A 25797-nucleotide genomic window follows, 5' to 3' on the forward strand; every position below is an offset into this window, starting at 1 on the left:
GTGTTGCTGCTGGCGCCGGGCACGCCGTTGTTGCTCGATGGCCAACGCGGTCGCCTGCACGTCGACGCCGACGCGACGACCCTTAAACGTGCTACGCAGGAGCGCGACAGCCGTGAGCAACGCCTCAAAGCTGCCGCCGAACAACGTCATCAACCGGCGCTGACGACTGACGGTCACGCGGTGGAAGTGTTCGCCAACATCGGTGAAAGCGCTGGCGTGATCAGCGCAGTCGAGCAGGGCGCTGAAGGCATTGGCCTGCTGCGCACCGAACTGATTTTTATGGCCCACCCGCAGGTGCCGGACGAGGCCACTCAGGAAGCCGAATACCGTCGCGTCCTCGATGGCCTCGCGGGGCGGCCGCTGGTGGTGCGTACGCTGGACGTCGGCGGCGACAAACCGCTGCCTTACTGGCCGATTGCGAAGGAGGAAAACCCGTTCCTCGGCGTGCGCGGCATTCGCCTCACCTTGCAACGTCCTAAGATCATGGAGGCGCAATTGCGCGCTTTGCTGCGGGCCGCCGACAACCGGCCGTTGCGGATCATGTTCCCGATGGTCGGCAGCGTCGACGAGTGGCGCCAGGCGCGCGACATGACCGAGCGCTTGCGCCTGGAAATCCCGGTCGCAGATTTGCAACTGGGGATCATGATCGAAGTGCCCTCGGCGGCATTGCTCGCGCCGGTGCTGGCCAAGGAAGTCGACTTCTTCAGCGTCGGCACCAATGACCTCACTCAGTACACCTTGGCGATCGATCGTGGCCACCCGACCTTGTCAGCCCAGGCGGACGGTTTGCACCCGGCGGTTTTGCAACTGATCGACATCACCGTGCGAGCGGCACATGCCCATGGCAAATGGGTCGGCGTCTGCGGCGAACTGGCGGCTGATCCGCTCGCGGTGCCGGTGCTGGTCGGCTTGGGTGTTGATGAATTGAGCGTGTCGGGGCGCAGCATTGCCGAAGTCAAGGCGCGCATCCGCGAACTCAGCCTGACCCAGTCTCAAACCCTTGCCCGACAGGCCCTGACCGTCGGCAGCGCAAATGAAGTGCGCGCATTAGTGGAGGCCCTGTAATGGCCAGGATTTTAACGCTGACCCTCAACCCGGCGCTTGACCTCACCGTCCAGTTACCGCGCCTTGAGCCGGGTCAGGTCAACCGCAGCAACGAGATGCACACCCACGCTGCCGGCAAGGGCGTCAACGTCGCGCAAGTGTTGGCTGATCTGGGGCACCAGCTGACTGTCAGCGGTTTTCTCGGCGAGGACAATCTGCAAGCGTTCGAGTCGTTGTTCGCCAAGCGCGGATTTGTCGATGCCTTCATCCGCGTCCCCGGCGAGACCCGCAGCAATCTGAAACTGGCGGAAAGCGACGGCCGCATTACCGATATCAACGGCCCCGGGCCGAGGGTCAGCGAGGCGGCGCAACAGGCGTTGCTGGATCGTCTCGATCAGATCGCGCCGGGGCATGACGCCGTTGTTGTTGCCGGCAGCCTGCCACAGGGCGTCAGTGCGCAGTGGTTGCAGGCGCTGATCGTGCGCTTGAAAGCGCTCGGCCTGAGGGTGGCGCTGGACACCAGCGGCGAGGCCTTGCGTGCCGCGCTTGAAGCCGGCCCCTGGCTGATCAAACCGAACATCGAAGAGCTTGCCGATGCGCTGGGCATCGAGGCGACGTCGGTCACGGCTCAAGCCCAAGCGGCGAGCCGACTGCACGCTCGAGGCATCGAGCACGTAGTGATTTCCGATGGCGCCGAGGGGGTGAACTGGTTCAGCGTTGGCTCGGCCCTGCATGCCTCGCCGCCCAAGGTCACGGTCGCCAGTACGGTCGGTGCCGGCGACTCGTTACTGGCCGGCATGCTCCACGGTTTGCTCAGTGCCGACACCCCTGAACAGACCCTGCGCACCGCCACGGCGATTGCCGCGCTGGCAGTCACCCAGATTGGTTTCGGAATCGCCGATGCGGCGCAATTGGCGCAGCTCGAACAGGGTGTGCGCGTGCGTCCCCTGACAGAACAATAAGAGGGTTTGTGATGAAGTTAGCCATTGTTACGGCCTGTCCGAACGGCATGGTCACCAGTGTGCTGTGCGCCCGTTTGCTTGACGCGGCGGCGCAGCGTCAGGGCTGGAGCACCAGCGTTGAAGTGGTGGATGCGGCGCATCCCGAGCGCGAAATATCGGCGGCCACCATCGAGGCGGCAGAGTGGGTTTTGCTGGTCGCCACCGGAGCGGTGGACATGACACGGTTCGTCGGCAAAAGAGTCTTTCAGATTGCCCCGGCGCAAGCCCTGCAAGATGTCGAAGCAGTGCTGCGGCGCGGTGCAGAAGAGGCGCAGGTCTACCTCGCGCCCGAAGCAGTCGACGAACCTGAAAGCATCGTCAAGAACGCACCGCGTCTGGTCGCCATCACGGCGTGCCCGACCGGTGTTGCCCACACCTTCATGGCGGCCGAGGCCCTGCAGCAAGCGGCCAGACGTTTGGGCTACGACTTGCAGATCGAGACCCAGGGCTCGGTAGGCGCGCGCAATCCACTGAGTGCTGCCGCGATTGCCGATGCCGACGTGGTGCTGCTGGCGTGCGACATCGAAGTGGCGACCGAGCGCTTCGCCGGCAAGAAAATCTACCGCTGCGGCACGGGCATCGCCCTCAAGCAAGCCGAAGCGACGCTGAACAAAGCCTTGGCCGAAGGTCGTCAGGAGAGCGCTGCAAACGCTGGAACAGGTCCGGTCAAACAGGAAAAAACCGGCGTCTACAAACACCTGCTGACCGGCGTTTCGTTCATGCTGCCGATGGTGGTGGCGGGCGGTCTGATGATCGCGTTGTCCTTCGTTTTCGGCATCAGCGCCTTCAAGGAGGAGGGCACGCTCGCCGCCGCGTTGATGCAGATCGGCGGCGACACCGCGTTCAAGCTGATGGTGCCGCTGCTGGCGGGTTACATCGCCTATTCGATTGCTGATCGTCCGGGCCTCGCGCCGGGCATGATCGGTGGACTGTTGGCGAGCACCTTGGGCGCGGGGTTTATCGGCGGGATCATTGCCGGTTTCATTGCCGGTTACGCGGCTCAGGCGATCAACCGATATGCGCGTTTGCCGCAGAGCCTGGAAGCGCTGAAACCGATTCTGATCATCCCGTTATTCGCCAGCCTGTTCACCGGTCTGGTGATGATTTATGTGGTCGGCAAACCGGTCGCCGGAATGCTCGCCGGGCTGACGCAGTTCCTCGACAGCATGGGCACCACCAACGCGATTCTGCTCGGCGTCCTATTGGGCGGCATGATGTGTGTCGACCTCGGCGGGCCGATCAACAAGGCAGCTTATGCGTTCTCGGTCGGGCTGTTGGCTTCGCAAAGTTATGCACCAATGGCCGCGACCATGGCCGCCGGCATGGTGCCGCCGATTGGCCTGGGTATCGCCACGTTTATTGCCCGGCGCAAGTTTGCCCAGACTGAGCGTGAGGCCGGCAAAGCAGCATTGGTGCTGGGCTTGTGTTTCATCTCCGAAGGCGCGATTCCGTTCGCCGCCAAGGACCCGTTGCGGGTTATCCCGGCAAGCATTGCCGGCGGCGCGCTGACCGGGGCCTTGTCGATGTATTTCGGCTGTAAACTGATGGCGCCGCACGGTGGACTGTTCGTGCTGCTGATCCCGAATGCGATCAACCATGCGCTGCTTTATCTGCTGGCAATTGTAGCGGGGAGCCTGGTGACGGCGGTGGCGTACGCTCTGCTCAAGAGGCCTGAGGTTGTCGAGCTGGCGGTAGAACCGGTCAACGCCTGACACTCGAATGTGTCGGCGCAAGCTTGCTCGCGATAGCAGTCTTACAGGCAATTGATTATTGACTGTTGATCCGTCATCGCGAGCAAGCTTGCTCAGAGATTTCTCCGGTCAGTAAACATCCCGGCGGTAGCGACCCTGTTCGATCAGGCGATCAACTTCTTCGATGCCGAGCAGTTCGTTCAGCGCGTGATCCACGCCCGAAGCCATCCCCTGCAAGCTGCCGCAGATGTAAATTACCGCGCCGTCGGCAAGCCACTGCTTGAGCAAATCAGCCGACTCACGCAGGCGGTCCTGCACGTAAATCTTCTGCGCCTGATCCCGCGAAAACGCCAGGTCCAGGCGCTCAAGATCACCCGAGGTCAGCCATTCCTCCAGCTCGTTGCGGCACAGATAATCAAATTCGCGATTACGTTCGCCGAACAAGAGCCAGTGGCGCTGCTGTCCATCGGCGATGCGCGCCTTGAGCAAACTGCGCAGCCCGGCCAGGCCAGTGCCGTTGCCCAGCAGGATCATCGGCACCGGTTCGACCGGCAGATGGAAGCCGCTGTTACGCCGCACTCGCAGGCTGATCGCGCTGCCCACCGGTGCGTGTTCGGTCAGCCAGCCGGAGCCGACACCGAGGCTGCCGTCGGGGTGCAGTTCCTGACGCACGATCAGCTCCAGCACACCGTCGGCAGCAGTCGAGGCGATCGAGTACTCGCGCATCGCCAACGGCACCAGCGCATCGACCAGTGCTTGCGCATGCAGGCCGACCAGGTGAGTTCGATTCTCCGGCAGCTGGCGTGTGGCGAGCGCTTGCTCCAGCGGTTGCGAAAGACCTTCTAGCGTCACGGCCGCGCGGCCATCAATCCCCAGGCCATCCAGGAAATGCTCGATCGCCCATGGGCAGTTGCGCGGCAAGACTTCCACCAGATCGCCGGCCAGCCAGCTGCTGGTGTTAGGAGCGCTGAGGCCGAGCAGATAAACCGGCGCACCGCTGCTGCCGGAGTTCATCAATTCGCGGTGGGTGAGCGTCCAGCTGTCGTAGCTGGGCGCTTGCCAGATGTCTGCAGGCGCCTGACCGGTCAGCAGGCCGAGTTGCTGCTGCCAATGACGCAAGGCGTAGGGATCGCCGCAGTCGACTTCCACCGGGGCGAACAGATGCTTGCCGCCGTGTTCGCTGAGCCAGGAGTGCAGGCGTCGAGCGAAACCGCAGAATTGCTGATACTGCCGGTCGCCCAGTCCCAGCACGGCGTAGTTGAGGCTGCCCAGGCTCGCAGCCTGGCTCAGCACTTTGCGTTCGAACCCACGGGCGCTGTCTGGCGCTTCGCCGTCGCCGAAGGTGCTGACCACGAACAGCGCGTTGCTCGAATCCAGCAGGTCCTGCTCGCTGACCGTGGCCAACGGCTGAACCTTCACCGGCAGTCCGGCGGCCTGCAATTGCCCGGCGGTCTGCCACGCCAATTGTTCGGCAAACCCGCTCTGGCTGGCAAAACCGATCAGCCATGCCGGTGCATCGCTGCCCGGTTGCACCAAGCCTTTGCGCGCGTCCTTGATCTGCTTTTTCTTGCGCCGACGATCCAGGTAGAGCAGCCAGCCGGTGATGAAAAACAGCGGCATGGTCAGCGCGCTGAGCGTCAGGACGATCCGCCCGATCAAGCCGAAATAACTGCCGACGTGCAGCGCGTAGATACTGGTCAGCAATTGCGCCTTGAGGCTTTTGTCGCTGTAGCGATCGTGACGTTTGACGATGCCGGTCGCCGGATCAAGGCTGATCTGGTTCAGCGCGCGGTCATGCGGCGAGGAGTTCAGCAGGTAGAACACCGTGGCCGGTTGGCCGGCCACTGGCGGCATGCGGATGTTGTAGGAGCTCAAGGCCGGGCCGGCAGCGCTGTAAATGCTGCTCCACATCGCCGCGTAATCGGCCGTCGGCGCCGGACCACTCGGCGCCGGGCCGCGACCACCACGCCCGCGCTCGCTCTGTGGCGAATCGGAAAGCAAACGGGTCAGGCCTTTGTTGTACCACTCGTAGGACCACGACAACCCGGTCAACGCCGCCAGCAGATAGAACACCAGGCACCAGGTGCCGGCGACCGAGTGCAGATCCCAGTTGAAGCTGCGGCCTTTTTTCTTCCAGTCGAGGGTCAGCCAGGCGCGCCAGTTTTTCCACTGGCGAGGCCAGCGCAGGTACAGGCCGGACAGACAAAAGAAAATCAGGATCAGCGTGCAGGCACCGGTGATTTGCCGACCGGTGTCACCGATGGCGAGGAAGCGGTGCAGGCGCAGCATCAGGCCGAAGAAATCCTGACCGGTGGCGGTGCCCATGAACTCGCCGCTGTACGGGTCGAAATAACGCATCTCCCCGCGCCGCTCGCCTGGCGGCGGGGTGAAGAACACCCGCGCGGCGTTGCCACTGTCGGTCTCGACTGTGAGCATCGAGACTTTCTTGCCGGACGCGCCCTCGATTTTCTCCACCAGTTCGGCGGGCGGCAGGACGCCGGCAACCTGTTTCTCGACCTGCAACACGGACGGGTTGAGGGCGCGCAGGATTTCATCCTGAAACGACACCGTCGCTCCGGTGACGCCCATCAGGGCCAGGACCAGGCCGGCACTGATGCCGAAGAACCAGTGCAACTGGAACAGGGTTTTCTTCAACACATCACTCGCCTTGTTCGTTCGAAAATGATCATCACGGCGGGCATTATGCCGTGGGTTGTCGAGAAGCTTGGTGTTTACGCACAAAAGCCCCGTTCATGTGGATGAACGGGGCCAGGCTCTGATGTCACGTTGCACCCACAGGGGTTGCGGTGCAGCGGGCAATCAGAAGTGGAAGTTGGTGCTTACCAACGCTGTACGGCCCGCCGCCTGATTGGCGAAGTGGGTCGAGAACGCTTTGTCGTAGTAGGTTTCGTCAGTCAGGTTCTGCACGTTCAACTGCAGGTCGAGGTTTTTGCTGACCTTGTAGCTGGCCATGGCGTCGTAACGCACATAGGAATCGACCATGGTGGTGTTCGCTGTGCTGCCATACACGTCGTCGACATAGAACGCGCCGCCGCCAATGGTCAGCTTCGGCGTGATGGCATAGGTCGTCCACACGCTGGCGCTGTTCTTCGGCGTGTTCGGCAACTGGTTGCCGTCGTTCGCCGAACCCAATGGGCCACCGTCAACCTGCTTGCCGTCGAGGTAGCTGTAACCGGCGAACACTTGCCACTGCTCGGTGATCTTGCCGGTGGCCGATAATTCGAGACCGTCGACGCGGGTGGTCCCGGCGTTCTCGTACGAGGTAGTGTCGACCTGCACGCGAGCGTTGTCTTTCTCCGTGCGGAAGATCGCAGCGGTCAGCGACAGACGATCATTGAGCAGGTCCCACTTGGTACCGATCTCGTAGTTTTTAGTGGTTTCCGGCTCCATGTCGCTGCTCAGCAGATTGCCGGCCCGATCGGTGGAACCGCCCAGCGGATTGCCTTCCTGACCTTCGCCCAAGGTCGCGCCCGGTGGCGTTGCCGACGTGGCGTACGACGCATAGATGCTGCCGTTTTCGGTGGGCTTGTAGACCACGCCGAACTGACCGGTGACGAACTCGCTGACATCATCGCCCTTGGCGGTCGTGGTGCCGGCGGCGTTGTAGGTTTTGTAATCGGTGTCGAAATGGTCGTAACGCAGGCCCATGTTCACCAGCCATTGCTCGGACAACTCAAGGGTGTCGAAAGCGTACAGCGCGTAGGTGTCGGACTGGGTGTCGGTGCCGGCGTAGTTGCGCGAGATCGCGCCGTTCCACGGATCGTTCGCGTTCGGGTTCGACAACGAGGTGCAGTTGTAACCGCTCGGCGCACCGATGATCGCCGGACGGCAATTGGTGGTCGCGGCAGCGGTTGCCGGCGTCGTGTCGGTGTTGACGTTGTACGAAGATTTTTCGCTTTGTTCACGGCTCAATTCGATGCCGGTGGAGAAGCTGTTCTTGAAGCCGGCGATGTACACATCACCAAACAGATCGGTCTGGTTGGTGGTGGTCTGAGTGTTGCTGACGCGGGTATTCGCCCGGCGCCAGACGGTGCCGTTGTTGACGTTGCCCTTGCTGTCATCCGGCTGGGTGAGGATGTAATCCTGCATGCTGTTGCCGTGGCGCAGGGTGTTCTTGACGGTCAGCGCATCGCTCAGATCATGCTCGATGGCGAAGGTCGCGGTGTCGGTGCGGCCCTTGCGGAAATCGCGGCCCAGGCCATAGAAGTTGCTGTCATCGCCACCGGCATAAGGCTTGTCCGGGTTGGATTTTGTGCGCGCTGCGGAACCTGCGACAGGAATGGAATACGGAATGCCCGAGTCCGGCGTGTCGTTGCTTTCCAGATGGTAGTAATCGAGGTTCACGCGCGTGTCGGTGCCCAGGCCGAAGACCAGCGATGGCGCGACGCCCCAGCGGTCGTAATCGACGCTGTCGCGCCCGGCGACGTTGCTTTCGTGGCTCATCAGGTTCAGACGGCCAGCGGCGGTGTCGGTGAACTGATAGTTGCCGTCCATGGTGTAGCGCTGGGTCTGATCGGATCCCCAGGTGAAACCGCCATCGAACGAGTTGCCAGCGTGCGCTTTTTTGCTCACCAGGTTGATGGTACCGCCCGCCGAGCCACGGCCTCCGATGGCCGAGTTCGGACCCTTGCTGACTTCGATCGATTCAACGGCAAAGATCTCGCGGCTCTGCGAACCGGTATCACGCACGCCATCCAGGTAGGTGTCGCCCTGGGCATCAAAACCACGAATGAACGGACGATCGCCCTGCGGGTTGCCACCTTCACCGGCACCAAAGGTGATGCCCGGCACAGTGCGCAGCGCGTCCTGCATGTTCATCGCACCGGTGTCCTTGAGGACTTGCTGCGGGATCACCGTGACCGAACGCGGCGTGTCCACCAGTGGCGCGGTGTACTTGGGTGAGGAGGCTTTTTCGACGTTGTAGCTGGTCTCGTCCTGGGTCTCGCCGGTGATGGCGGTCGCGTCCAGGGAAATCGCAGTGTTCGGCGCTTTTTCGTCAGTCTTTTCGGCGGCGAAGACCATATGGCCTGCGGAGCCGGCGGTGATAGCCACGCCAATTGCGGACGCGAGCAAACGCGGCGAGCTGACAGGTAATTGTGGTTGTTGGCGTGACATGCGGAATTCCCCTCCCCAAGGATTTGAGGACGCGGAATATAGGGTAGACGCGTATGGGTATCAATTGCGAAACGTTACTATTCGCACTGAATTTACATTCTTTACAATTTACCCTTACGGTTTCTGATGATTCATTCGTCGCAATGGTTTTACACAGGCAATAAGAATCAATACCATTGCCATCCTTTCAACATCAGGTGTCGTCTCATGCTGCTGCACATTCCCGGCCTGTTTGCTAAAGAAGAAGTGCAGCGTATCCGTGAGGCACTGGAGCAAGCGGATTGGGCCGACGGCAAAATCACTGCCGGTTTTCAGTCGGCGAAGGCCAAGCACAATCTGCAACTGCCCGAGGGGCATCCGCTGGCCAAGGAAATTGGTGCGGCGATGCTGGAGCGGTTGTGGCAGAACCCTTCGTTCATGTCGGCCGCGTTGCCGCACAAAGTTTTCCCGCCATTATTGAACTGTTACACCGCCGGTGGCAGCTTCGATTTTCATATCGACAACGCCGTGCGCCAGCCCAAGGGCAGCATCGAGCGCGTACGCACCGATCTGTCGGCGACGCTGTTCTTCAGCGAGCCTGCGGATTATGACGGCGGCGAACTGGAAATCCAGGACACTTACGGCACCCAGCGCGTGAAGTTGCCCGCCGGTGACATGGTTCTGTATCCCGGCACCAGCCTGCACAAGGTCAATGCGGTTACACGTGGTACACGCTTCGCTTCATTTTTCTGGACACAAAGCCTGGTGCGCGAAGACAGCCAGCGTGCGCTGCTGTTCGAGATGGACGCAGCGATCCAGCAGCTGACCCGGGACGTGCCGGACCATCCTTCACTGATTCGTCTGACGGGCACTTATCACAACCTGCTGCGCCGCTGGGTCGAGGTATGACGTTTCAATTGCGCCGCGAAGAAGTGCTCGATGGTGACCAGCTGAAGTTCATGCTGGAAGAAAGTCCCGCGCGTGCGGCGCAGGCGATTCTGATTGCTGCCCGCGAAGGCGTGACCGATGCGCAAGCGTTGCTCGGACAGATACTGCTGGACGGGCGCGGAATTGCCCAGGATCAACCGCTGGCAGTGCGCTGGTTCGAAATCGCCGCGCAGCGCGGGCATCTGATGGCGCGCAACATGCTCGGCCGTTGTCACGAGCATGGTTGGGGGTGTGCCGCCGATGCTTCGCTTGCCGCGGCGCAGTATCGTGTCGCCGCCGAAGCTGGGCTGGATTGGGCGATGTACAACTACGCAAACCTTTTGGCGACCGGGCGCGGCGTGGCGCAGGATCATGTTCAGGCGCTGATTTTTTACCGCCGGGCTGCAGAGCTCGGGCATGCCAAGTCGATGAATCTTGTGGGGCGCTATTTGGAGCAAGGGACGCATTGTTCTGCTGACCCGATAACTGCCTTCGCATGGTACCGGCAGTCGGCTCTTGGCGGAGATTTCCGAGGTCAATTCAGTTATGCCAGCGTTTTATTGGAACACGCGCACCTTGATCAGGCTTTGATGTTCTTTCGCGCTGCATTGCAGGTAGATCATGGCGCCTTTCTGCGACAAAGTTCGATTGCCTTGATGAAAATCTCCCATCCTGAAATAAGAGCGGTGGCTGAAGAGTTTTCCAGCAAAGCAGAGCTCTTGGGTAGCTGATAGATGGTTTGAAAAGTTGCGTGGTGCTACATATAACTTATCGTTGGTAGTTTCTTTTAATACTTTTGCAGTGTATCGCTCTTCTGTCGCGAATCAATCCGTGTTCTAGTTCTGCCGGGTCTCAAGAAAAGAACGAGACTCAAGCTATGGGTCGCTGTTGTGATTCCTTATCTAAAATGAATAATTAATGGATTAATTATGTCGACAAGTCAGTTGTGGGGCGACGCATTGAAAAATGCCACCCCGGAAGAAATAAACCGCTTTGCCGCCGAAGCGCCAAAGCGGTTAAATGAAATGTCTACCGGCGATAACAACGATAGTGTACGTGACACCGGGCTGTTATTGACTAAAAAGCAAATCATCGATATTCGCAAATATGAAGCGGCCGCTCTGGCACTTCCTGACACATTACCGAATGTCATAGACTATCTGCGTTACGGCCAGGGCCAGGATGGTGGTAGCGGGCTGCGTCCGTCAGATTTTCTGACCACCTTTCAGAATACCCGCTCTCACGCCAAGCGCTGGTCTCCTCTGCGCGAAAAAATCATGATGACCGGGCAAGATCTGAAGAATTTTGCCGGCAGTATGATTACCTGGGGTGGCGCGGTGCAGGAACTCTACCGGGAGCTGAAATCAGCCAATGTGCTGGACAAGCACAACATTAAAACCCTGGCGCAACTCAAGGCTCTGCAGATTGAACTGGGGGATAAGTTCCCGGGGATTGAGCTGGATTCTGACACGAATAGCAGCCTGGGTTATTTCCTGGATCGGATCTTCGAAGGTATTAAAAAAAATTTTGCTACTGTTTCCGGGATAAAAAAGGATCTGGATTTATTTGGTTATGATCTTCGTGAACATATTCTGCCTGGAATCAAGCTGCGCGTCGGACTGATAAACAGCAGTTCTCTTTCGGAGAGAATCAAGCGGCTCAAAATCATCGTGGAGGAGCGAGAAAAAGAAATTGATATAAAAAATACGGAATACAAGGCCGCTGTCCAGGAAGCGCTTAAATCTGCTGCTGGAATGAATATTGCTGGTTTGGCGATGGCTATTTATATGGGCGTCGAAGCAGAAAATATCCGCTTGGCTCGTGATAAATTGTATGCCGAGCAGGAGCGAGACATTCAGACGCTTACTAACAAGAATCAGACGCTGGGCGCTCTCGCCCGTGTAAAACATGACATGCAAAGTCTGATGATTGTGGCGATTGATGCTGATATTGCCACACAAAATTTGATGCATGTCTGGAGCACCCTGTACCTGTCCTTGAATAATTCGGTCGAGGCTGTCGGACGCATAACAGATGCCTTGAGTCTCAGAATTTTCGTATTGGAGTTTGCAGAAGTGGTTAATCCATGGGAGCAAATAAGGTCGGATTCGGATCGTCTGATCCAAGTGTTCAAACAAGCGGACGAGGAATACGAACGCAACTTTTCGGTGAGGCGCGTACAATGAACATTGTTAATTTTGCTGTTCCCGGCTATCAACCTTTGAATCGGACTGCGCTGGCGTCTCATCAGACACAGATGTATGACCTTCGCACTGAAGCTAATGTCTGGGTAGTCAAGATCAATTATCTGCCAGACTTGTTCGACCGTTTCAATCGTCTGACGATGGACATGGGAGAAAGCTCCCGCCAGCTCCGGGAATCCGCCCTAACACTCGAGTACGAACTTGTAGACAGTTTTCGCCGGCTCACGAAAACTGAAAAGGAACTCGAGCAAGAGGCTGATCCGGACGAGACCAAGGAGCTCGAAGAGTACCTCACGAACGTGCTTGATCAAGCTCGCAGCGTCGTTACCGACCGCGCCAACAGAATCGGCCGGTGCCTGGCCAATGTGAATGATCCGTTTGACCTTAGCCTGACCCACACTTACATCGCTGATTTCGAGTGTGAAGAGCGTAATGCGACGCTTGAGATCCAATTGCTGCAGGAGAAGTTGGCCGGAGTCAGTGAAGAGCGCCAAGTCATTATCGAAGCCATCGCCACTCTTCAAAAAAACGGTATCGAAGAGCTCGGCAAGGACATTGAACTGAACATTGGCAAAGTGACCGAGCTGGGCTTGGCCCCACCGGAAATCAAGCTGGTGATGCTGGCTCTAGAGCAACTGAAGAAAACCCTCATCGACGCAGGCAATGCTATACATTTTCTGGATCTGGTGCGTGGCAGCGATAAGTTGCGGGCAAAGATTGAAGAGCTGACGGCCAGTATCAATGTTGAGAAATCGATCATCATTGCTTCGCAAGGCAAAGTGGCCTTCCTCAATACCATTCATGCAATGGAAGGCGAACGTCAAGGTTACGCCGATATATACCGTATCGGCGTTTCGGCTTTCGACCAGTTTTTGGCCGCGACCGCGCCCACGCAATTTGCCGATGGAGCCTCGCGCAGAAACGCGTTCAAGGAGCAGACCCGGTTATTTATTTCCTTCCTCAAACCTCTTTCGATGCCACCGCGTTGAGTTTCAAATGGATCGGTGCCATTGATCGATTGCATTGAGCAGTCTTTGACAGCTCACCGGCCGTTCACGTGCGATCGGCCGGTTACGGACAACAATGCCAAGGAGAGGCTAATGTTGGGATATCTGTTAGCGGAGAAGAACTTCGTCGCTTTAAGGGAATACGTAAAATTTTTGAATGACCTGCCGCCTGCATTGGCGGAAATCGATCGTTTCTCTGATTCAATCGCCCGTCAGGGGTACACCCTGCTGCCGCGCCCCGACAAACAAGCGCTGATCCGTACCGCTCGGAGCAATGCTGTGAGCTGGCGGGCGGCCGGAACGACTGTCAGCGTGCTAGGCGGCTATTCAGCAAAATTGCTGCGGGAAACGGACGTTTTCATCAAAGAGTTCCGATCCATTGCCTCGGTTGCCCAGGATCGACGACTGAAGCTTTCCACGATCCAGGTGCAAAGATTTACGGCGGTTCGGTCAGGCTGTTGGGGGAGGGCTCCCTATCATGACGTGGTGGACGTGGTGGCTGAACTCATCAGCCGGTTGGGCAAGTGTCAGGAGGCTGTGACTGACCTGAAAAAACAGATAAGAAATCTTGCCACATCACTTCATGACATCTTTTTTCGGTTCATCGATTCGTTGACGCTACCGCTGAGTACTGAAGGCCCTGACTCCAAGATCGAGGTCTATTACGGGCTTGGGCGAGTCGGTCTTCCAGGGATGGGCTACGATGCGCAGAAACCCTATTCGCAAGAACAACGGCGGACGCTCGCCAGAACTCATGTCGAACAGTTGCATCATCTGCATCGGCGTTGCGCAGTGGCGTCGAGTAACCTGAACGATTTCTGCTACCGGTGGGTTTTAATGCTGGAGCAGGCGAAGCGGACATTACGAGTCCACTACTCCGATCAATCGATGTTTCAAGCAGGGGTTTCATTACCGCTGGTCGGCGCAGTACTTACGGATGTCAAATCGATGTCTGATCAGCTGGTTCGAATGGCCAAAATGTTCTGAACAAAAAAGCCCATGGTTTCATGGGCTTTTTGCCTACGGTTTAAGTACTTACACGTAGAACGATTTCAGCGGCGGAAAGCCATTGAATTCCACGGCGCTATAACTGGTGGTGTAAGCACCGGTCGACAACCAGTACAAACGGTCACCAATTGCCAGGTTCAACGGCAAACCATACTTGTAGTTTTCATACATGATGTCGGCGCTGTCGCAGGTCGGGCCGGCGATGACAACTTCTTCCACTTCGCCTTTCTTCTCGGTCCAGATCGGAAACTTGATGGCTTCATCCATGGTTTCAATCAGGCCGGAGAACTTGCCCACATCGGTGTAGACCCATCGCTCCACGGCGGTACGGGATTTACGCGCCACCAGCACCACTTCGCTGACCAGAATACCGGCATTGGCAATCAACGAACGGCCGGGTTCAAGAATGATTTCCGGCAGGTCATCGCCGAAGTCTTCCTTCAGAAAACGGATGATTTCCTCAGCGTAGGTTTCCAGGCTGTTGGTGCGGGTAATGTAGTTGGCCGGGAAGCCGCCGCCCATGTTGATCAACTTGAGCACGATGCCGTCTTCTTCTTTCAGGCGCTCGAAAATCACTTTGACCTTGGCAATAGCCGCATCCCAGACGCTGATGTCGCGCTGTTGCGAGCCTACGTGGAATGAGATGCCGTACGGCACCAGACCGAGGTCACGAGCGAGAATCAGCAGGTCCATGGCCATGTCGGTCTGGCAACCGAATTTGCGCGACAGCGGCCAGTCAGCCGTGGTCGAGCCTTCGGTGAGAATGCGCACATAGACTTTCGAACCGGGCGCAGCCTTGGCGATGTTGCGCAGGTCGGCTTCGGAATCGGTGGCGTAAAGACGCACGCCCTTCTCATAGAAGTAACGAATGTCTTTGGATTTCTTGATGGTGTTGCCGTAGCTGATGCGATCAGGGCCAACACCCTGATTCATCACTTTATCGAGCTCGTAAATCGAAGCGATGTCGAAGTTCGAGCCTTTTTCCTTGAGCAGGTCGATGATCTCGACGGCCGGGTTGGCTTTGACCGCGTAGTACACCTTGGCGAATTCGAAACCGGCGCGCAGATCGTCGTAAGCCTTGCTGATCATCGCGGTGTCTATCACCACGAACGGCGTTTCCTGCTGGTCGGCGAACGCCTTCATTTTTTGGAAGGTATCGCGTGCGAAATAGTCATCGACGTTGATCGACATGCTGGGATCTCCTACTGGCAAACTGATTGATCAATGGGTTCGAGGGTGTGGCACCCTCCTGAACGTCCTCCGTATCCCCACTTTGGTTCGCCTACTTCCCAAGGCATGTCGCCGAAAGCAAAAAGGCCACGGGAGGTGCAGCTTCCCTTGGCCTTGCTGTCTCGTCGTCAGTACTTGAGCCGGATGGATCGTTTCCAGCATGGACGTTCGGCGCGAACTTTAGGGCGTGGGGGGCTGGAGATCAACAAAAAATGTCGCGTTTTTGCACGGTTCCGTCGTGCGGCGCTGCACGCATACCTGTTTATGCTGACCGTAATGACGGATTGATGTTCCCCTTCGAGCGAAGAAGCACAAGGTGTCGAAGGGGAATATATCTGGAATCAAGGAAACTCTACATCGCGTAAGAGATCCGGTTTTATCAGCCGATTACTTTAACGATTACAGTGTAGTTAGCCGCCAGGTGTGGGTGGTTATCCGGGGTCAGTCGGGCAACGATGGTCATATCGTTCTGCACATTAGTGACTTTGACGGAACCGTTCAAACGACCGGGGGTGTTGGTCACAGTAACTTTAGCGGTGTCGGATGAAGGAGTGACGCTGAGCAGTGTATATCTGCCCGTGTCGATGACTTCACGGCCGCTGGCATCTTGCAGCGTGCCCGAGGGAAATTTTTCAAAGTTGCTTCCACGTCGGACATTGTTCGGGTTGCCCGCGCCGCTGATAATCAGCCGGGTGGCAGGGCCGGCATGCAGGGCGGATTGATTGTCGCTTGATGTCGCAAGATCATCTTTCATGACGAACTCCAAAAATGAATAAGTTGGATGAACGCATACAGGTGCGTTCATCTGTTCAGTGGCTTCCAGACGTTGATAAGTCGTCAGCTACGAAAACAGTTAAACGGACTTGGAGAGAAAAAGGACCTGTCAGATCTACCAGTATTTATGAGGGGTTGTAACAGCTGCAGGATGTGTTCAAGTTTGTTTTTGCTGGTGGGACGAGGATCCTGTTTCCAGGCAATAAAAAGCGACCGCTGGATAAATATTACCCAGCGGCAGCGAGTCTTGTCAGACCATTGCTGTCTCAGCCGGCGAAACAATACTGGTCTTGCCGCCTCGGGACTTGCCGGAACTCAGGTATTCGGCAATTGATTCCTGAGTGACTTCCCCCAGGAACACCCGCTCGGCATCCATCACCGGCAGCCACGAACGGTTGAACTCGTACATGCGCGACAGCAGGATACGCAGGTGCTCGTCGTACGCCGCCGTGGCATTGAACTCACGCAGGTACTGCGCGCAGGTGCCGGTCTGACGGTGCAAGTCGCGACGTCGTACATAACCGAGCGCTTTGTTCTCACCGTCGGTCACCACCACGTAGCGACGGTCATGCTCGTCCATCAGCTCCAGCGCATCGGCCACCGGCGTTTCCGGGCTTACCGATGGCGCGTTGTCCGCGGCGTCTTCGGCTTTCACCAGCAACAGGCGCTTGAGGGTGCTGTCCTGACCGACAAAGTTGCTGACAAAGTCGTCCGCCGGGTGCGCCAGCAAGGTGTCCGGATGATCGATCTGCAGCAGCTTGCCCGCGCGGAAAATGGCAATCTTGTCGCCGAGCTTGATCGCTTCGTCAATGTCGTGACTGACCATGATTACGGTCTTGTTCAGCGCACGTTGCATCTCGAAGAATTCGTTCTGGATCATCTCGCGGTTGATCGGGTCGACCGCGCCGAACGGCTCATCCATCAACAGCAACGGCGCATCCGCCGCCAGCGCGCGAATCACCCCAATACGCTGCTGCTGGCCACCGGACAATTCACGCGGGTAGCGCGTCAGATACTGCTTTGGCTCAAGCTTGATCATGCTCATCAGCTCGCGGGCGCGGTCGTGGCATTTCTGCTTGTCCCAGCCGAGCAGGCGCGGAACGATGGTGATGTTTTCTTCGATGGTCATGTTCGGGAACAGACCGATCTGCTGGATCACATAACCGATGTTGCGGCGCAGGGTCACCGCGTCGAGGTCGGTAGTGTCTTCGCCGTTGATCAGGATTTTGCCCGAGGTCGGTTTGATCAGGCGGTTGATCATTTTCAACGTGGTGCTTTTGCCGCAGCCCGATGGCCCGAGGAACACGCAGATCTCGCCTTCATTGACGGTCAGGCTCACCGAGTCCACGGCTTTGACATCTTTGCCGTTGCTTTGGAAAGTCTTGCTGAGGTTTTGAAGTTCGATCATTTGAGTAATCCTTTTGGAGTCAGCGTGCGTTGCAGCCATTGCAGAAGCAGGTCGGCGAAGATGGCCAGGAGACTGACCAGCACGGCGCCGACGATCAGCATCGACATGTCGCTGCGGCTGATGGAAGCGAGAATGAGTACACCGAGACCACCGGCGCCGATGGTGGCGGCAATGGTCATGACCCCAATGTTCATGACCACTGCGGTGCGCACGCCGGCCAGAATCACCGGCACTGCAATGGGCAATTCGACCATGCGCAGGCGCTGGCCGAACGTCATGCCGATGCCGCGCGCGGCTTCGCGAATGCCCGGCTCGACACCGGTCAGGGCGAGGTAGGTGTTACGCATGATCGGCAGCAGCGAGTAGAGAAACACTGCGGTGATGGCCGGCATCGGACCGAGGCCCTGGCCAAACTTCGAGTAGAACGGCAACAACAGGCCGAACAGGGCAATCGACGGCACGGTCAGCAGTACGGTGGCGCTGGCTTGCAGCGGACCGGCGAGCGTGGGGAAGCGCGTCATCAGGATGCCCAGCGGTACGCCGACGACAATCGCCAAAGTAACAGCGATACCTACCAGAGTGATGTGCTGCCAGGTCAGGTGTGCGACCTGTGTCCAGTCGAGGTGGGAAAAGGCGTTCAGAAATTCCATGTCTTTTCCTCCTTAGTTGAGGGGATGCTGGCGCAGGAAATCTGCGGCAACTGATGAAGGGCTTTCGTGATCAACATCGACCCGTGCATTCAGCGAACGCATGGTTTCGTCATCGAACAGTTCAGCCAGTGGCTTCATTTGTTCGGCGAGTTTCGGGTTGGCGTCGAGGAACGCCTGGCGCACCACTGGTGCAGCGGTGTAGTCCGGGAAGTAATGCTTGTCGTCTTCCAGCAACTTCAACTTGAAAGCATTCAAACGGCCGTCCGTCGTGTAAACCAGACCGGCAAATACCTGGCCATTACGCAGCGCGGTGTAGACCAGCCCGGCATCCATCTGACGAATGTTCTTGCGGGTCAGGTTCATGCCATACAACTCGACCATGCCAACAAGACCGTCAGAGCGGTTGGCGAACTCGGTATCCAGCGCGACCAGGTGATTTTCCTTCTCCTGCGCCTGCAATACCTCGTTGAGCTGGGAGATGGTATTGATCTGCGGGTATTCGTCCGCGATGGTTTTCGGCAACGCCAGCGCGTAGGTATTACTGAACTTCGAGGGGGTTAGCCAGACCAGCCCTTTTTTCGCGTCGAGTTCTTTTACTCGGGCGTAGGACTGTTCGCTGTCGAGTTTTTCCGTCACGTGGTTATAAGCCACAAGCGAAACACCGGTGTATTCCCAGAGCATGTCGAGCTGGCCACTTTCGTGGGCACTGCGCGCCAGGTTGCTACCCAGTCCGCCGGTTACCTGAACGTCGTAGCCTTTAGTGCGCAGGTATTGCGAAGTGATTTCCGCCAGCAGGGTTTGTTCGGTGAATACCCGGGCACCGATGCGGATCACCGGTTTTTCAGCGGCTTGGACGATTCCTGCGAACAACAGAAAGCAGCCCATCAATAAGGTGAGTCTTTTCATAAATATTCCTTTGCCGAGGCTTAAGACGGGCGCAGGCCGCGTTCGAGCCAGAGGCGGCTGGCGAGTGTCACCAGTCCGTCGAGCAGCAAGGCCAGCAGGGCTGTGCAGGCCGCGCCGAGCAGCAGCTGCGGCTGATTATTCAAGGCGATGCCCGGGAAGATCAGACTGCCAAGACTATTCGCACCGATCAGGAAGGCCAGCGGAGCAGTACCAACGTTGATCGCCAAGGCCACGCGCACGCCACCGATAATGATCGGCACCGCATTCGGCAATTCGACGCGCCACAGCACCTGAGCGGGTGTCATGCCGATACCGACAGCAGCTTCCTTGAGCGAACCCTGAACGTTTTTCAGGCCTTCATAGGTGTTGCGCACGATCGGCAACAAAGATGCGAGGAACAAAGCAAAAATGGCCGGGCCGCTGCCGATGCCGAGGATGCCCAGAGCGATCGCGAGTACCGCGAGAGGTGGCACGGTGTTGCCGATGTTGAAGATCTGCATGAAGCGTTCAGCGCGACCAACCATGCTCGGGCGGCTGAGGAAAATGCCGGCGGGGATGCCCACTACGAGGGCGGCCAGCATGGAAACGAGGACGAGAATCAGATGAGCTTGCAGGTAAAACAACAAATCGTCGCGGTAATGTTCGATCGTGTTGATGCCGATCCAGTGGACCAGCAGGGCCAGAAGGGCGACGACAACCGCTCCTCCTATCAGCCCTTTGCCATAGCGAATAGCCACAGGCGGACTCCTTTTTTCTTTGTCGGCGAACGCAGTCCTGCTTGGCATGCCATTCCTGGCTGCCGGATCAAACGTTCGCGAGAAGCAGCTCTATCAGGACCGGTAAGACGGCATGAAATCGAGCCATAAGCGCAGCCTCGTCAGGCTAACTTGCAGGTTTTTGCTACCCTGACGAATAGTCGCAACAGGGGAGTGGACGCCTCCACGCTTTGAAAGGTTCCCACGTTCGACACCATTTGGCCACCCTCGTAGCAGCTGCCGAAGGCTGCGTGGGGTTGTGAAGCGACCCTTTGCGTTCTAAGGCGAACGAAGGTCCTTCGGCCCTTAACGCAGCCTTCGGCAGCTGCTACACGGTGGTCCGTAGATCACTTTTTAAGCTATACTCGCCGCCCTTTTTTGAATCACCTGCCAGGCGATTTCCCATGACCAAACAGGCCGCCGAAGTCGCGAAACGCCGCACTTTCGCCATTATTTCCCACCCTGATGCCGGTAAAACCACCATCACCGAGAAGCTCTTGCTGATGGGCAAGGCGATCGCGGTTGCCGGCACCGTGAAGTCTCGCAAGTCCGACCGCCATGCCACCTCCGACTGGATGGAAATGGAAAAACAACGGGGTATTTCCATTACCACGTCGGTCATGCAGTTCCCGTATCGCGATCACATGATCAACCTGCTCGACACCCCGGGCCACGAAGACTTCTCCGAAGATACCTACCGCACCCTGACAGCGGTCGACTCGGCATTGATGGTTCTTGACGGCGGTAAGGGTGTAGAGCCTCGGACCATCGCGCTGATGGACGTCTGCCGACTGCGCGACACGCCGATCGTCAGCTTCATCAACAAGCTCGACCGGGACATCCGTGACCCGATCGAACTGCTCGACGAGATCGAAGCGGTCCTGAAAATCAAGGCAGCGCCGATCACCTGGCCGATCGGCTGCTACCGCGATTTCAAGGGCGTCTATCACCTCGCCGACGACTACATCATCGTCTACACCGCCGGTCACGGTCACGAACGCACCGACATCAAAATCATCGAGAAGCTCGACTCCGATGAAGCCCGCGCTCATTTGGGTGACGAGTACGATCGCTTCGTCGATCAGCTCGAATTGGTGCAGGGCGCCTGTCATGAATTCAATCAACAGGAATTCCTCGACGGTCAACTGACCCCGGTATTCTTCGGTACTGCGCTGGGCAACTTCGGTGTCGATCACGTGCTCGACGCCGTGGTCAACTGGGCGCCGAAACCGTTGGCCCGTGTTGCCAACGAGCGCACCGTGGAACCGGTTGAAGAGAAATTCGCCGGCTTCGTGTTCAAGATCCAGGCGAACATGGACCCGAAACACCGCGACCGTATCGCCTTCATGCGCATCTGCTCAGGCAAGTACGAAAAAGGCATGAAGATGCGCCACGTGCGCACCGGCAAAGACGTACGGATCGGCGACGCGCTGACGTTCTTCTCCTCCGAGCGTGAACAGCTTGAGGAAGCGTTTGCTGGCGACATCATCGGCCTGCACAACCACGGCACTATCCAGATTGGCGACACCTTCACCGAAGGCGAAGTCCTCGGCTTTACCGGCATCCCGCACTTCGCCCCGGAACTGTTCCGTCGCGTACGCCTGCGCGATCCGCTGAAATCCAAGCAGTTGCGTCAAGGTCTGCAGCAGCTTGCAGAAGAGGGCGCGACTCAAGTGTTCTTCCCGACGCGCAGCAACGACATCATCCTGGGCGCCGTCGGTGTGCTGCAGTTCGATGTCGTCGCCAGCCGTTTGAAAGAGGAATACAAGGTCGAGTGCTCTTACGAGCCAATCACCGTGTACTCCGCACGCTGGATCGATTGCAGTGATAAGAAGAAGCTCGAAGAATTCCAGATCAAGGCCGTGGAAAACTTGGCCATCGACGGCGGCGGTCACCTGACCTACCTGGCCCCGACCCGTGTAAATCTGGCGCTGATGGAAGAGCGCTGGCCAGACGTGAAATTCCGCGCGACCCGTGAACATCACTAAGCGTTGAGTGGTTACACCGAAAAACCCCGTAGTGAGAACTGCGGGGTTTTTTTTGTCAGCGGGAAGATTAAAGGATCTTCCGAACGTCGCCCGAGCCTTCGGCAGTTTTTACGTCGAACTTTGTATTCGGCGGATTCGATGAATACCAAGGAAACTTCTGTAGGTTGTTTTCCTTGATCATGTAGTTCATATCTGTTTTTTCAGCTCGCCAGATATTCCATGAGGACAAAAAATTTTCTTGCTACTAATTTTCACATGACATTCCGAAAAGTAGTGAACTTAATGAACTGCCAAACCAAACGGATTTATTGGCTCGGATCAAAGCTGACCAATGTAGCAATAACGCACAATCTGGCATGGCTAATCAATTCATGCACTTGATTCGGCCGGAGGGCTATTTCTGTTCAATGGCCTGGGTGTTGGCTGCGTTGATATTCATCAGCCGGTTGAGCGCCATGGTCAAACTGTTCATGGCGCTATATCTACGCCAGGCGCTGGGGTTGCCGATTGAAACAGTGGGCTGGATGTTGTCCGGGTACGGTGCAGGGTTACTGATCGGGTCGATGGCTGGAGGAGTGTTGAGTGATTATTTCTCGACAACTCGCCTCACAGCCGCACTGTTTTTTAACTCTGCCTGGATTCTGGTTTTGTTGGGACTGGTCACTGATGTGTTCTTGCTGGCCGCATTGCTTATTGTCAGCGGGGTACTTGATGGGGCGATTCGCACACTCCATCAGCGGTTGATCATGGAGTATTGCGAGACCGAACGACAGGCTCGTGCGCAATCATTGAACCGGGTTGCGAGCAATCTCGGCATGGCTGTCGCGGGAGTCGTGGGGGGCAGTCTTGCGCACGTTGATTTTCGCTGGGTATTTTATCTCAGCGCCGCAATGACCCTGTTGGCGTTAGCCTGGTTTGTCAGGGCGACACTGCATCGAGAGGTCATGCGGGCGGATGAGATGCGTCCAAGTGCAGCGGGGTCGAACGTACCTTTCAGAGACAAGCCTTTCCTCTGGTTAGTGAGCGCAGCAGTTTTGCGTGGCCTCGCGTTCGAGCCCGTCTACAGCATGCTGGGCAACTACTTACTTGACTATTACCGACTCGGTACTGAAGTCATCGGATGGCAATTCGCGCTCAATGCAGTGCTGGTGGTGGTACTGCAAATTCCGATCTCTCATTGGAGTGAGCGATGGGGGCCCCGCTGGCAACTGCTGGCGGGCAGTATGCTGCTGGCCTGTGGTCTCGGTATGTTGCCCTTAGGCTCGGGGGTAGTTTTTCTCTGCCTCTCAACGGTTATCTGGACACTGGGCGAGATTCTCTTCATGCCGACCTTGAACGTGCTGGTGATGCAGCACGCACAATCCCGGAAAAGCGGGCAGTACTTTGGGCTTTTCTCGATGTGCTGGAGCGCGAGCGCGTTGCTTTCACCGACGCTGGGCGGTCAACTTTACGGTCACTTCGGCGGGCACAGCGTCTGGGTGGCAAGTGCACTTTTGGCGCTTCTGTCTACACCGCTGATCTACATGGCCACTGCCAGGAAACATCCAGTCTTTACCTGATCTGGCTATACCCATTATTCCAAACCATTCTGCCGGTGTATTAAATTCACGCCCATCATCACAGTCCTACTCTGAGAACCCGAATCGGTTTACAACCAGATTTCTTGCAACGTCACGGCGTACGGGTTCGCTGCTGGCAAGCAGGAGGGATTGGCTATGAATATGTTTGTACGAGGTGTGGTGTTGCTGAAGGTTTTGGTGCTGTTGGCGCTCGGATCGTCATCGGCCTGGGCCGAGTGCCCGGATCATGACAAGCAGGCGTTGAACGGCCAGAGCACTTACAGCGAAATGATGATCGCCGGGACTACCACGGACACGGACGATCAAAGCGATGACGGCGACGACTCGATGGACGATGACGACAGCCAGACTTGATTCGCGGGCAAAAGAAAACCTCTGCTATCCCGGCTCATTTCAAAGCCAGAGTAGAAGAGGTTTTTGGAGCCGGACGCCTATCTCTGTGGGAGCTAGCCTGCTAGCGATTACGGTGTGTCAGTCGGCAGATTATTGACTGATTTATCGCCATCGCCAGCAAGCTAGCTCCTACAGGTTTTGCATCTGCCTCCGGACTTACTTACGCAGCGCCGTCCAGGAACTGCTCCGCGTAATGACACGCCACCTGCCGACTGTCGACCAAACGTAACAGCGGCTCTTCAGTGCTGCACCGCTCTGTCGCATACGGACAGCGCTTGTGGAACGCGCAGCCAGACGGCGGATTCAGCGGATTCGGCAACTCGCCGACAATCTTGATTTTCGGCTTGTCCGGATCCGGGTGGATGGTCGGAGTTGCCGACAACAGTGCCTGGGTGTACGGGTGCAGGGGACGGGTATAGATGTCCTCTTTCGGGCCCATTTCCACGGGGCGGCCGAGGTACATCACCATCACATGGTCGGCGACGTGACGTACCACCGCCAGGTTGTGCGAAATGAACACGTAGGCGGTGTTGAATTCCTGCTGCAGATCCATGAACAGGTTCAAGACCTGCGCCTGAATCGACACGTCGAGAGCGGAAGTCGGTTCGTCCGCCACCAGCACTTTCGGTTGCAGCATCATCGCGCGGGCGAGGGCGATCCGCTGGCGCTGACCGCCAGAGAACATGTGCGGATAACGCTGATAATGCTCAGGGCGCAAACCGACCTGCTTCATCATCGCCTGGACTTTCTCGCGACGTTCGCTGGCGCTCATGTTGGTGTTGATCAACAGCGGTTCGGCGAGTTGATCACCGACTTTCTGTCGTGGATTCAACGACGCGTACGGGCTCTGGAACACCATCTGCACGTCTTTGCGCAGCTGTTTGCGCTGCGCCTTGTCGGCACCGGCGACTTCCTGGCCGGCGATTTTCAAAGAGCCCGAGGACGGTTCTTCGATCAACGTCAGGGCACGAGCAAGGGTGGATTTTCCGCAGCCGGATTCACCGACGACAGCGAGGGTCTTGCCGGCTTCCAGTTCGAACGACACGCCGTTCAAGGCGCGCACGGTCGCGTGGCCCTTGAACAGGCCGCGGGACACTTCATAGTGACGGGTCAGGTCGCGGGCGGTAAGTACGACGGCCATTACGCCACCTCCTGATTCAGCGGGTAGAAGCAGCGGGCGAGGCTGTTGCTTTTCGGGTCGAGGGCCGGACGTTCGGTGCGGCAGTTTTCCCGCACGTATGGGCAGCGCGGCGACAGCAGGCAACCTTGCGGACGGTCATAACGACCGGGAACGATGCCCGGCAGCGTGGCCAGGCGAGATTCGCCCAGGCTGTGCTCGGGAATCGCCTTGAGCAGCGCTTCGCTGTAAGGGTGCGCCGGGATGTCGAACAATTGCGGCACCTGACCGACTTCAACAGCCTGGCCGGCGTACATCACGCACACGCGCTGAGCGGTTTCGGCAACGACTGCGAGGTCGTGAGTGATCAGCACCAGGCCCATGTTCTGTTCTTTCTGCAATGCCAGCAGCAGGTCCATGATCTGAGCCTGGATCGTCACGTCGAGGGCCGTGGTCGGTTCGTCGGCGATCAGCAGTTTCGGTTCGCCGGCAATCGCCATGGCGATTGCGACACGCTGGCTCATGCCGCCGGAGAGTTGATGCGGGTAGGCGTCCATCCGACTGGCAGCGCCTGGGATCTCGACTTTTTCCAGCAACTCAATGGCGCGTTTGCGCGCCTGCTTGCCCGACATTTTCAGGTGCAGACGCAGCACCTCTTCGATCTGGAAGCCGACCGTGTAGCTCGGGTTCAGCGCGGTCATCGGGTCCTGGAAAACCATCGCCAGGTCCTTGCCGACGATTTGCCGACGCTGACGGTTGCTCAATTTGAGCATGTTCTTGCCGTCGAAATTCAGCGCGTCGGCGGTGACGATACCCGGATGTTCGATCAGGCCCATCAGCGCCATCATGGTCACGGATTTACCCGAACCCGATTCGCCAACGATGGCCAGCACTTCGCCCTTGTCCACGGAGATATCGAGCCCGTCGACCACCGGCACGGCATTCTTGTCGCCAAAGCGAACGTTGAGATTCTTGATTTCCAACAGTGACATTTTTGAA

Annotated in this window: 21 protein-coding genes; 11 read left to right on the forward strand and 10 right to left on the reverse strand. The window is 57.7% G+C overall.

Going from position 1 to position 25797, the window contains the following annotated elements:
- From ptsP to F8N12_RS21235, 3 genes are all read left to right on the forward strand, one after another.
- On the forward strand, window positions 1-1065 hold a 1065-nt coding region (ptsP, locus tag F8N12_RS21225; RefSeq protein ID WP_150582146.1), incomplete at its 5' end, for a phosphoenolpyruvate--protein phosphotransferase.
- Complete coding sequence (pfkB, locus tag F8N12_RS21230) at window positions 1065-2006, forward strand: 1-phosphofructokinase (protein WP_150582147.1); 942 nt, start codon at window positions 1065-1067, stop codon at window positions 2004-2006. The genes ptsP and pfkB, both read left to right, overlap by 1 nt.
- Window positions 2007-2017: 11 nt before the next feature.
- A complete protein-coding gene (locus tag F8N12_RS21235; RefSeq protein WP_150582148.1) occupies window positions 2018-3757 on the forward strand; it encodes a PTS fructose-like transporter subunit IIB in 1740 nt (579 codons plus the stop codon).
- 108 nt (window positions 3758-3865) lie between these two features.
- Here the strand turns inward: F8N12_RS21235 and F8N12_RS21240 are convergent, their stop codons facing one another.
- Window positions 3866-6394, reverse strand: a complete 2529-nt coding sequence (locus F8N12_RS21240; RefSeq protein WP_150582149.1) for a PepSY domain-containing protein — start codon at window positions 6392-6394, stop codon at window positions 3866-3868.
- 162 nt (window positions 6395-6556) lie between these two features.
- Complete coding sequence (locus F8N12_RS21245; protein WP_150582150.1) at window positions 6557-8872, reverse strand: TonB-dependent receptor; 2316 nt, start codon at window positions 8870-8872, stop codon at window positions 6557-6559.
- A gap of 207 nt (window positions 8873-9079) precedes the next feature.
- Here F8N12_RS21245 and F8N12_RS21250 point away from each other — a divergent pair, with 207 nt between their 5' ends.
- The 5 genes from F8N12_RS21250 (at window position 9080) to F8N12_RS21265 (ending at window position 13976) form a co-directional block, all read left to right on the forward strand.
- Window positions 9080-9760: a Fe2+-dependent dioxygenase gene (locus F8N12_RS21250; protein ID WP_150582151.1), complete on the forward strand. Its 681-nt coding sequence runs from the start codon at window positions 9080-9082 to the stop codon at window positions 9758-9760.
- A complete protein-coding gene (locus tag F8N12_RS21255; RefSeq protein WP_150582152.1) occupies window positions 9757-10509 on the forward strand; it encodes a tetratricopeptide repeat protein in 753 nt (250 codons plus the stop codon). Before F8N12_RS21250 ends, F8N12_RS21255 begins: the two co-directional genes overlap by 4 nt.
- Before the next feature lie 198 nt (window positions 10510-10707).
- Window positions 10708-11964 carry an alpha-xenorhabdolysin family binary toxin subunit A gene (locus F8N12_RS27935; RefSeq protein WP_224787734.1) on the forward strand — a complete coding sequence of 419 codons (1257 nt, stop codon included), beginning with the start codon at window positions 10708-10710 and terminating at the stop codon, window positions 11962-11964.
- Entirely contained in the window at window positions 11961-12971 is a 1011-nt protein-coding gene (locus tag F8N12_RS27940; protein WP_224787735.1) for an alpha-xenorhabdolysin family binary toxin subunit B, read from the forward strand. Before F8N12_RS27935 ends, F8N12_RS27940 begins: the two co-directional genes overlap by 4 nt.
- A gap of 111 nt (window positions 12972-13082) precedes the next feature.
- A complete protein-coding gene (locus F8N12_RS21265) occupies window positions 13083-13976 on the forward strand; it encodes a hypothetical protein (RefSeq protein ID WP_150582153.1) in 894 nt (297 codons plus the stop codon).
- A 48-nt stretch (window positions 13977-14024) separates the two neighbouring features.
- Here the strand turns inward: F8N12_RS21265 and F8N12_RS21270 are convergent, their stop codons facing one another.
- From F8N12_RS21270 to F8N12_RS21295, 6 genes are all read right to left on the reverse strand, one after another.
- Complete coding sequence (locus tag F8N12_RS21270) at window positions 14025-15188, reverse strand: type III PLP-dependent enzyme (RefSeq protein ID WP_150582154.1); 1164 nt, start codon at window positions 15186-15188, stop codon at window positions 14025-14027.
- 418 nt (window positions 15189-15606) lie between these two features.
- Window positions 15607-15981 carry a hypothetical protein gene (locus F8N12_RS21275; RefSeq protein WP_150582155.1) on the reverse strand — a complete coding sequence of 125 codons (375 nt, stop codon included), beginning with the start codon at window positions 15979-15981 and terminating at the stop codon, window positions 15607-15609.
- A gap of 270 nt (window positions 15982-16251) precedes the next feature.
- The gene (locus tag F8N12_RS21280; RefSeq protein ID WP_150582156.1) at window positions 16252-17409 is read right to left on the reverse strand and encodes a betaine/proline/choline family ABC transporter ATP-binding protein; all 1158 of its coding nucleotides are present in this window, start codon (window positions 17407-17409) and stop codon (window positions 16252-16254) included.
- Window positions 17406-18059, reverse strand: coding sequence for an ABC transporter permease (locus tag F8N12_RS21285; protein WP_150582157.1), 654 nt, complete (start codon window positions 18057-18059; stop codon window positions 17406-17408). The genes F8N12_RS21280 and F8N12_RS21285 overlap by 4 nt, the downstream gene beginning before the upstream one ends.
- Before the next feature lie 12 nt (window positions 18060-18071).
- Entirely contained in the window at window positions 18072-18965 is an 894-nt protein-coding gene (locus tag F8N12_RS21290) for a glycine betaine ABC transporter substrate-binding protein (protein WP_150582158.1), read from the reverse strand.
- 20 nt (window positions 18966-18985) lie between these two features.
- Window positions 18986-19702, reverse strand: a complete 717-nt coding sequence (locus tag F8N12_RS21295) for an ABC transporter permease (RefSeq protein WP_150582159.1) — start codon at window positions 19700-19702, stop codon at window positions 18986-18988.
- A gap of 422 nt (window positions 19703-20124) precedes the next feature.
- Here F8N12_RS21295 and F8N12_RS21300 point away from each other — a divergent pair, with 422 nt between their 5' ends.
- The 3 genes from F8N12_RS21300 to F8N12_RS21310 all read left to right on the forward strand — a co-directional run bounded on the left by F8N12_RS21300 (window position 20125) and on the right by F8N12_RS21310 (window position 23642).
- Window positions 20125-21708, forward strand: coding sequence for a peptide chain release factor 3 (locus tag F8N12_RS21300; RefSeq protein WP_028624144.1), 1584 nt, complete (start codon window positions 20125-20127; stop codon window positions 21706-21708).
- Window positions 21709-22064: 356 nt separating this feature from the next.
- The gene (locus F8N12_RS21305; protein ID WP_150582160.1) at window positions 22065-23267 is read left to right on the forward strand and encodes an MFS transporter; all 1203 of its coding nucleotides are present in this window, start codon (window positions 22065-22067) and stop codon (window positions 23265-23267) included.
- A 156-nt stretch (window positions 23268-23423) separates the two neighbouring features.
- Window positions 23424-23642, forward strand: coding sequence for a hypothetical protein (locus F8N12_RS21310; protein WP_150582161.1), 219 nt, complete (start codon window positions 23424-23426; stop codon window positions 23640-23642).
- A 199-nt stretch (window positions 23643-23841) separates the two neighbouring features.
- Here the strand turns inward: F8N12_RS21310 and F8N12_RS21315 are convergent, their stop codons facing one another.
- Both F8N12_RS21315 and F8N12_RS21320 read right to left on the reverse strand, forming a co-directional pair.
- Window positions 23842-24822, reverse strand: a complete 981-nt coding sequence (locus F8N12_RS21315) for a peptide ABC transporter ATP-binding protein (protein WP_150582162.1) — start codon at window positions 24820-24822, stop codon at window positions 23842-23844.
- Window positions 24822-25790 carry an ABC transporter ATP-binding protein gene (locus F8N12_RS21320; protein WP_150582163.1) on the reverse strand — a complete coding sequence of 323 codons (969 nt, stop codon included), beginning with the start codon at window positions 25788-25790 and terminating at the stop codon, window positions 24822-24824. Before F8N12_RS21320 ends, F8N12_RS21315 begins: the two co-directional genes overlap by 1 nt.
- Window positions 25791-25797 lie beyond the last annotated feature (7 nt).

The sequence above is a fragment of the Pseudomonas fluorescens genome (genome assembly GCF_902497625.1).
In the GTDB taxonomy this organism is placed as follows: Bacteria; Pseudomonadota; Gammaproteobacteria; order Pseudomonadales; family Pseudomonadaceae; genus Aquipseudomonas; species Aquipseudomonas fluorescens_BQ.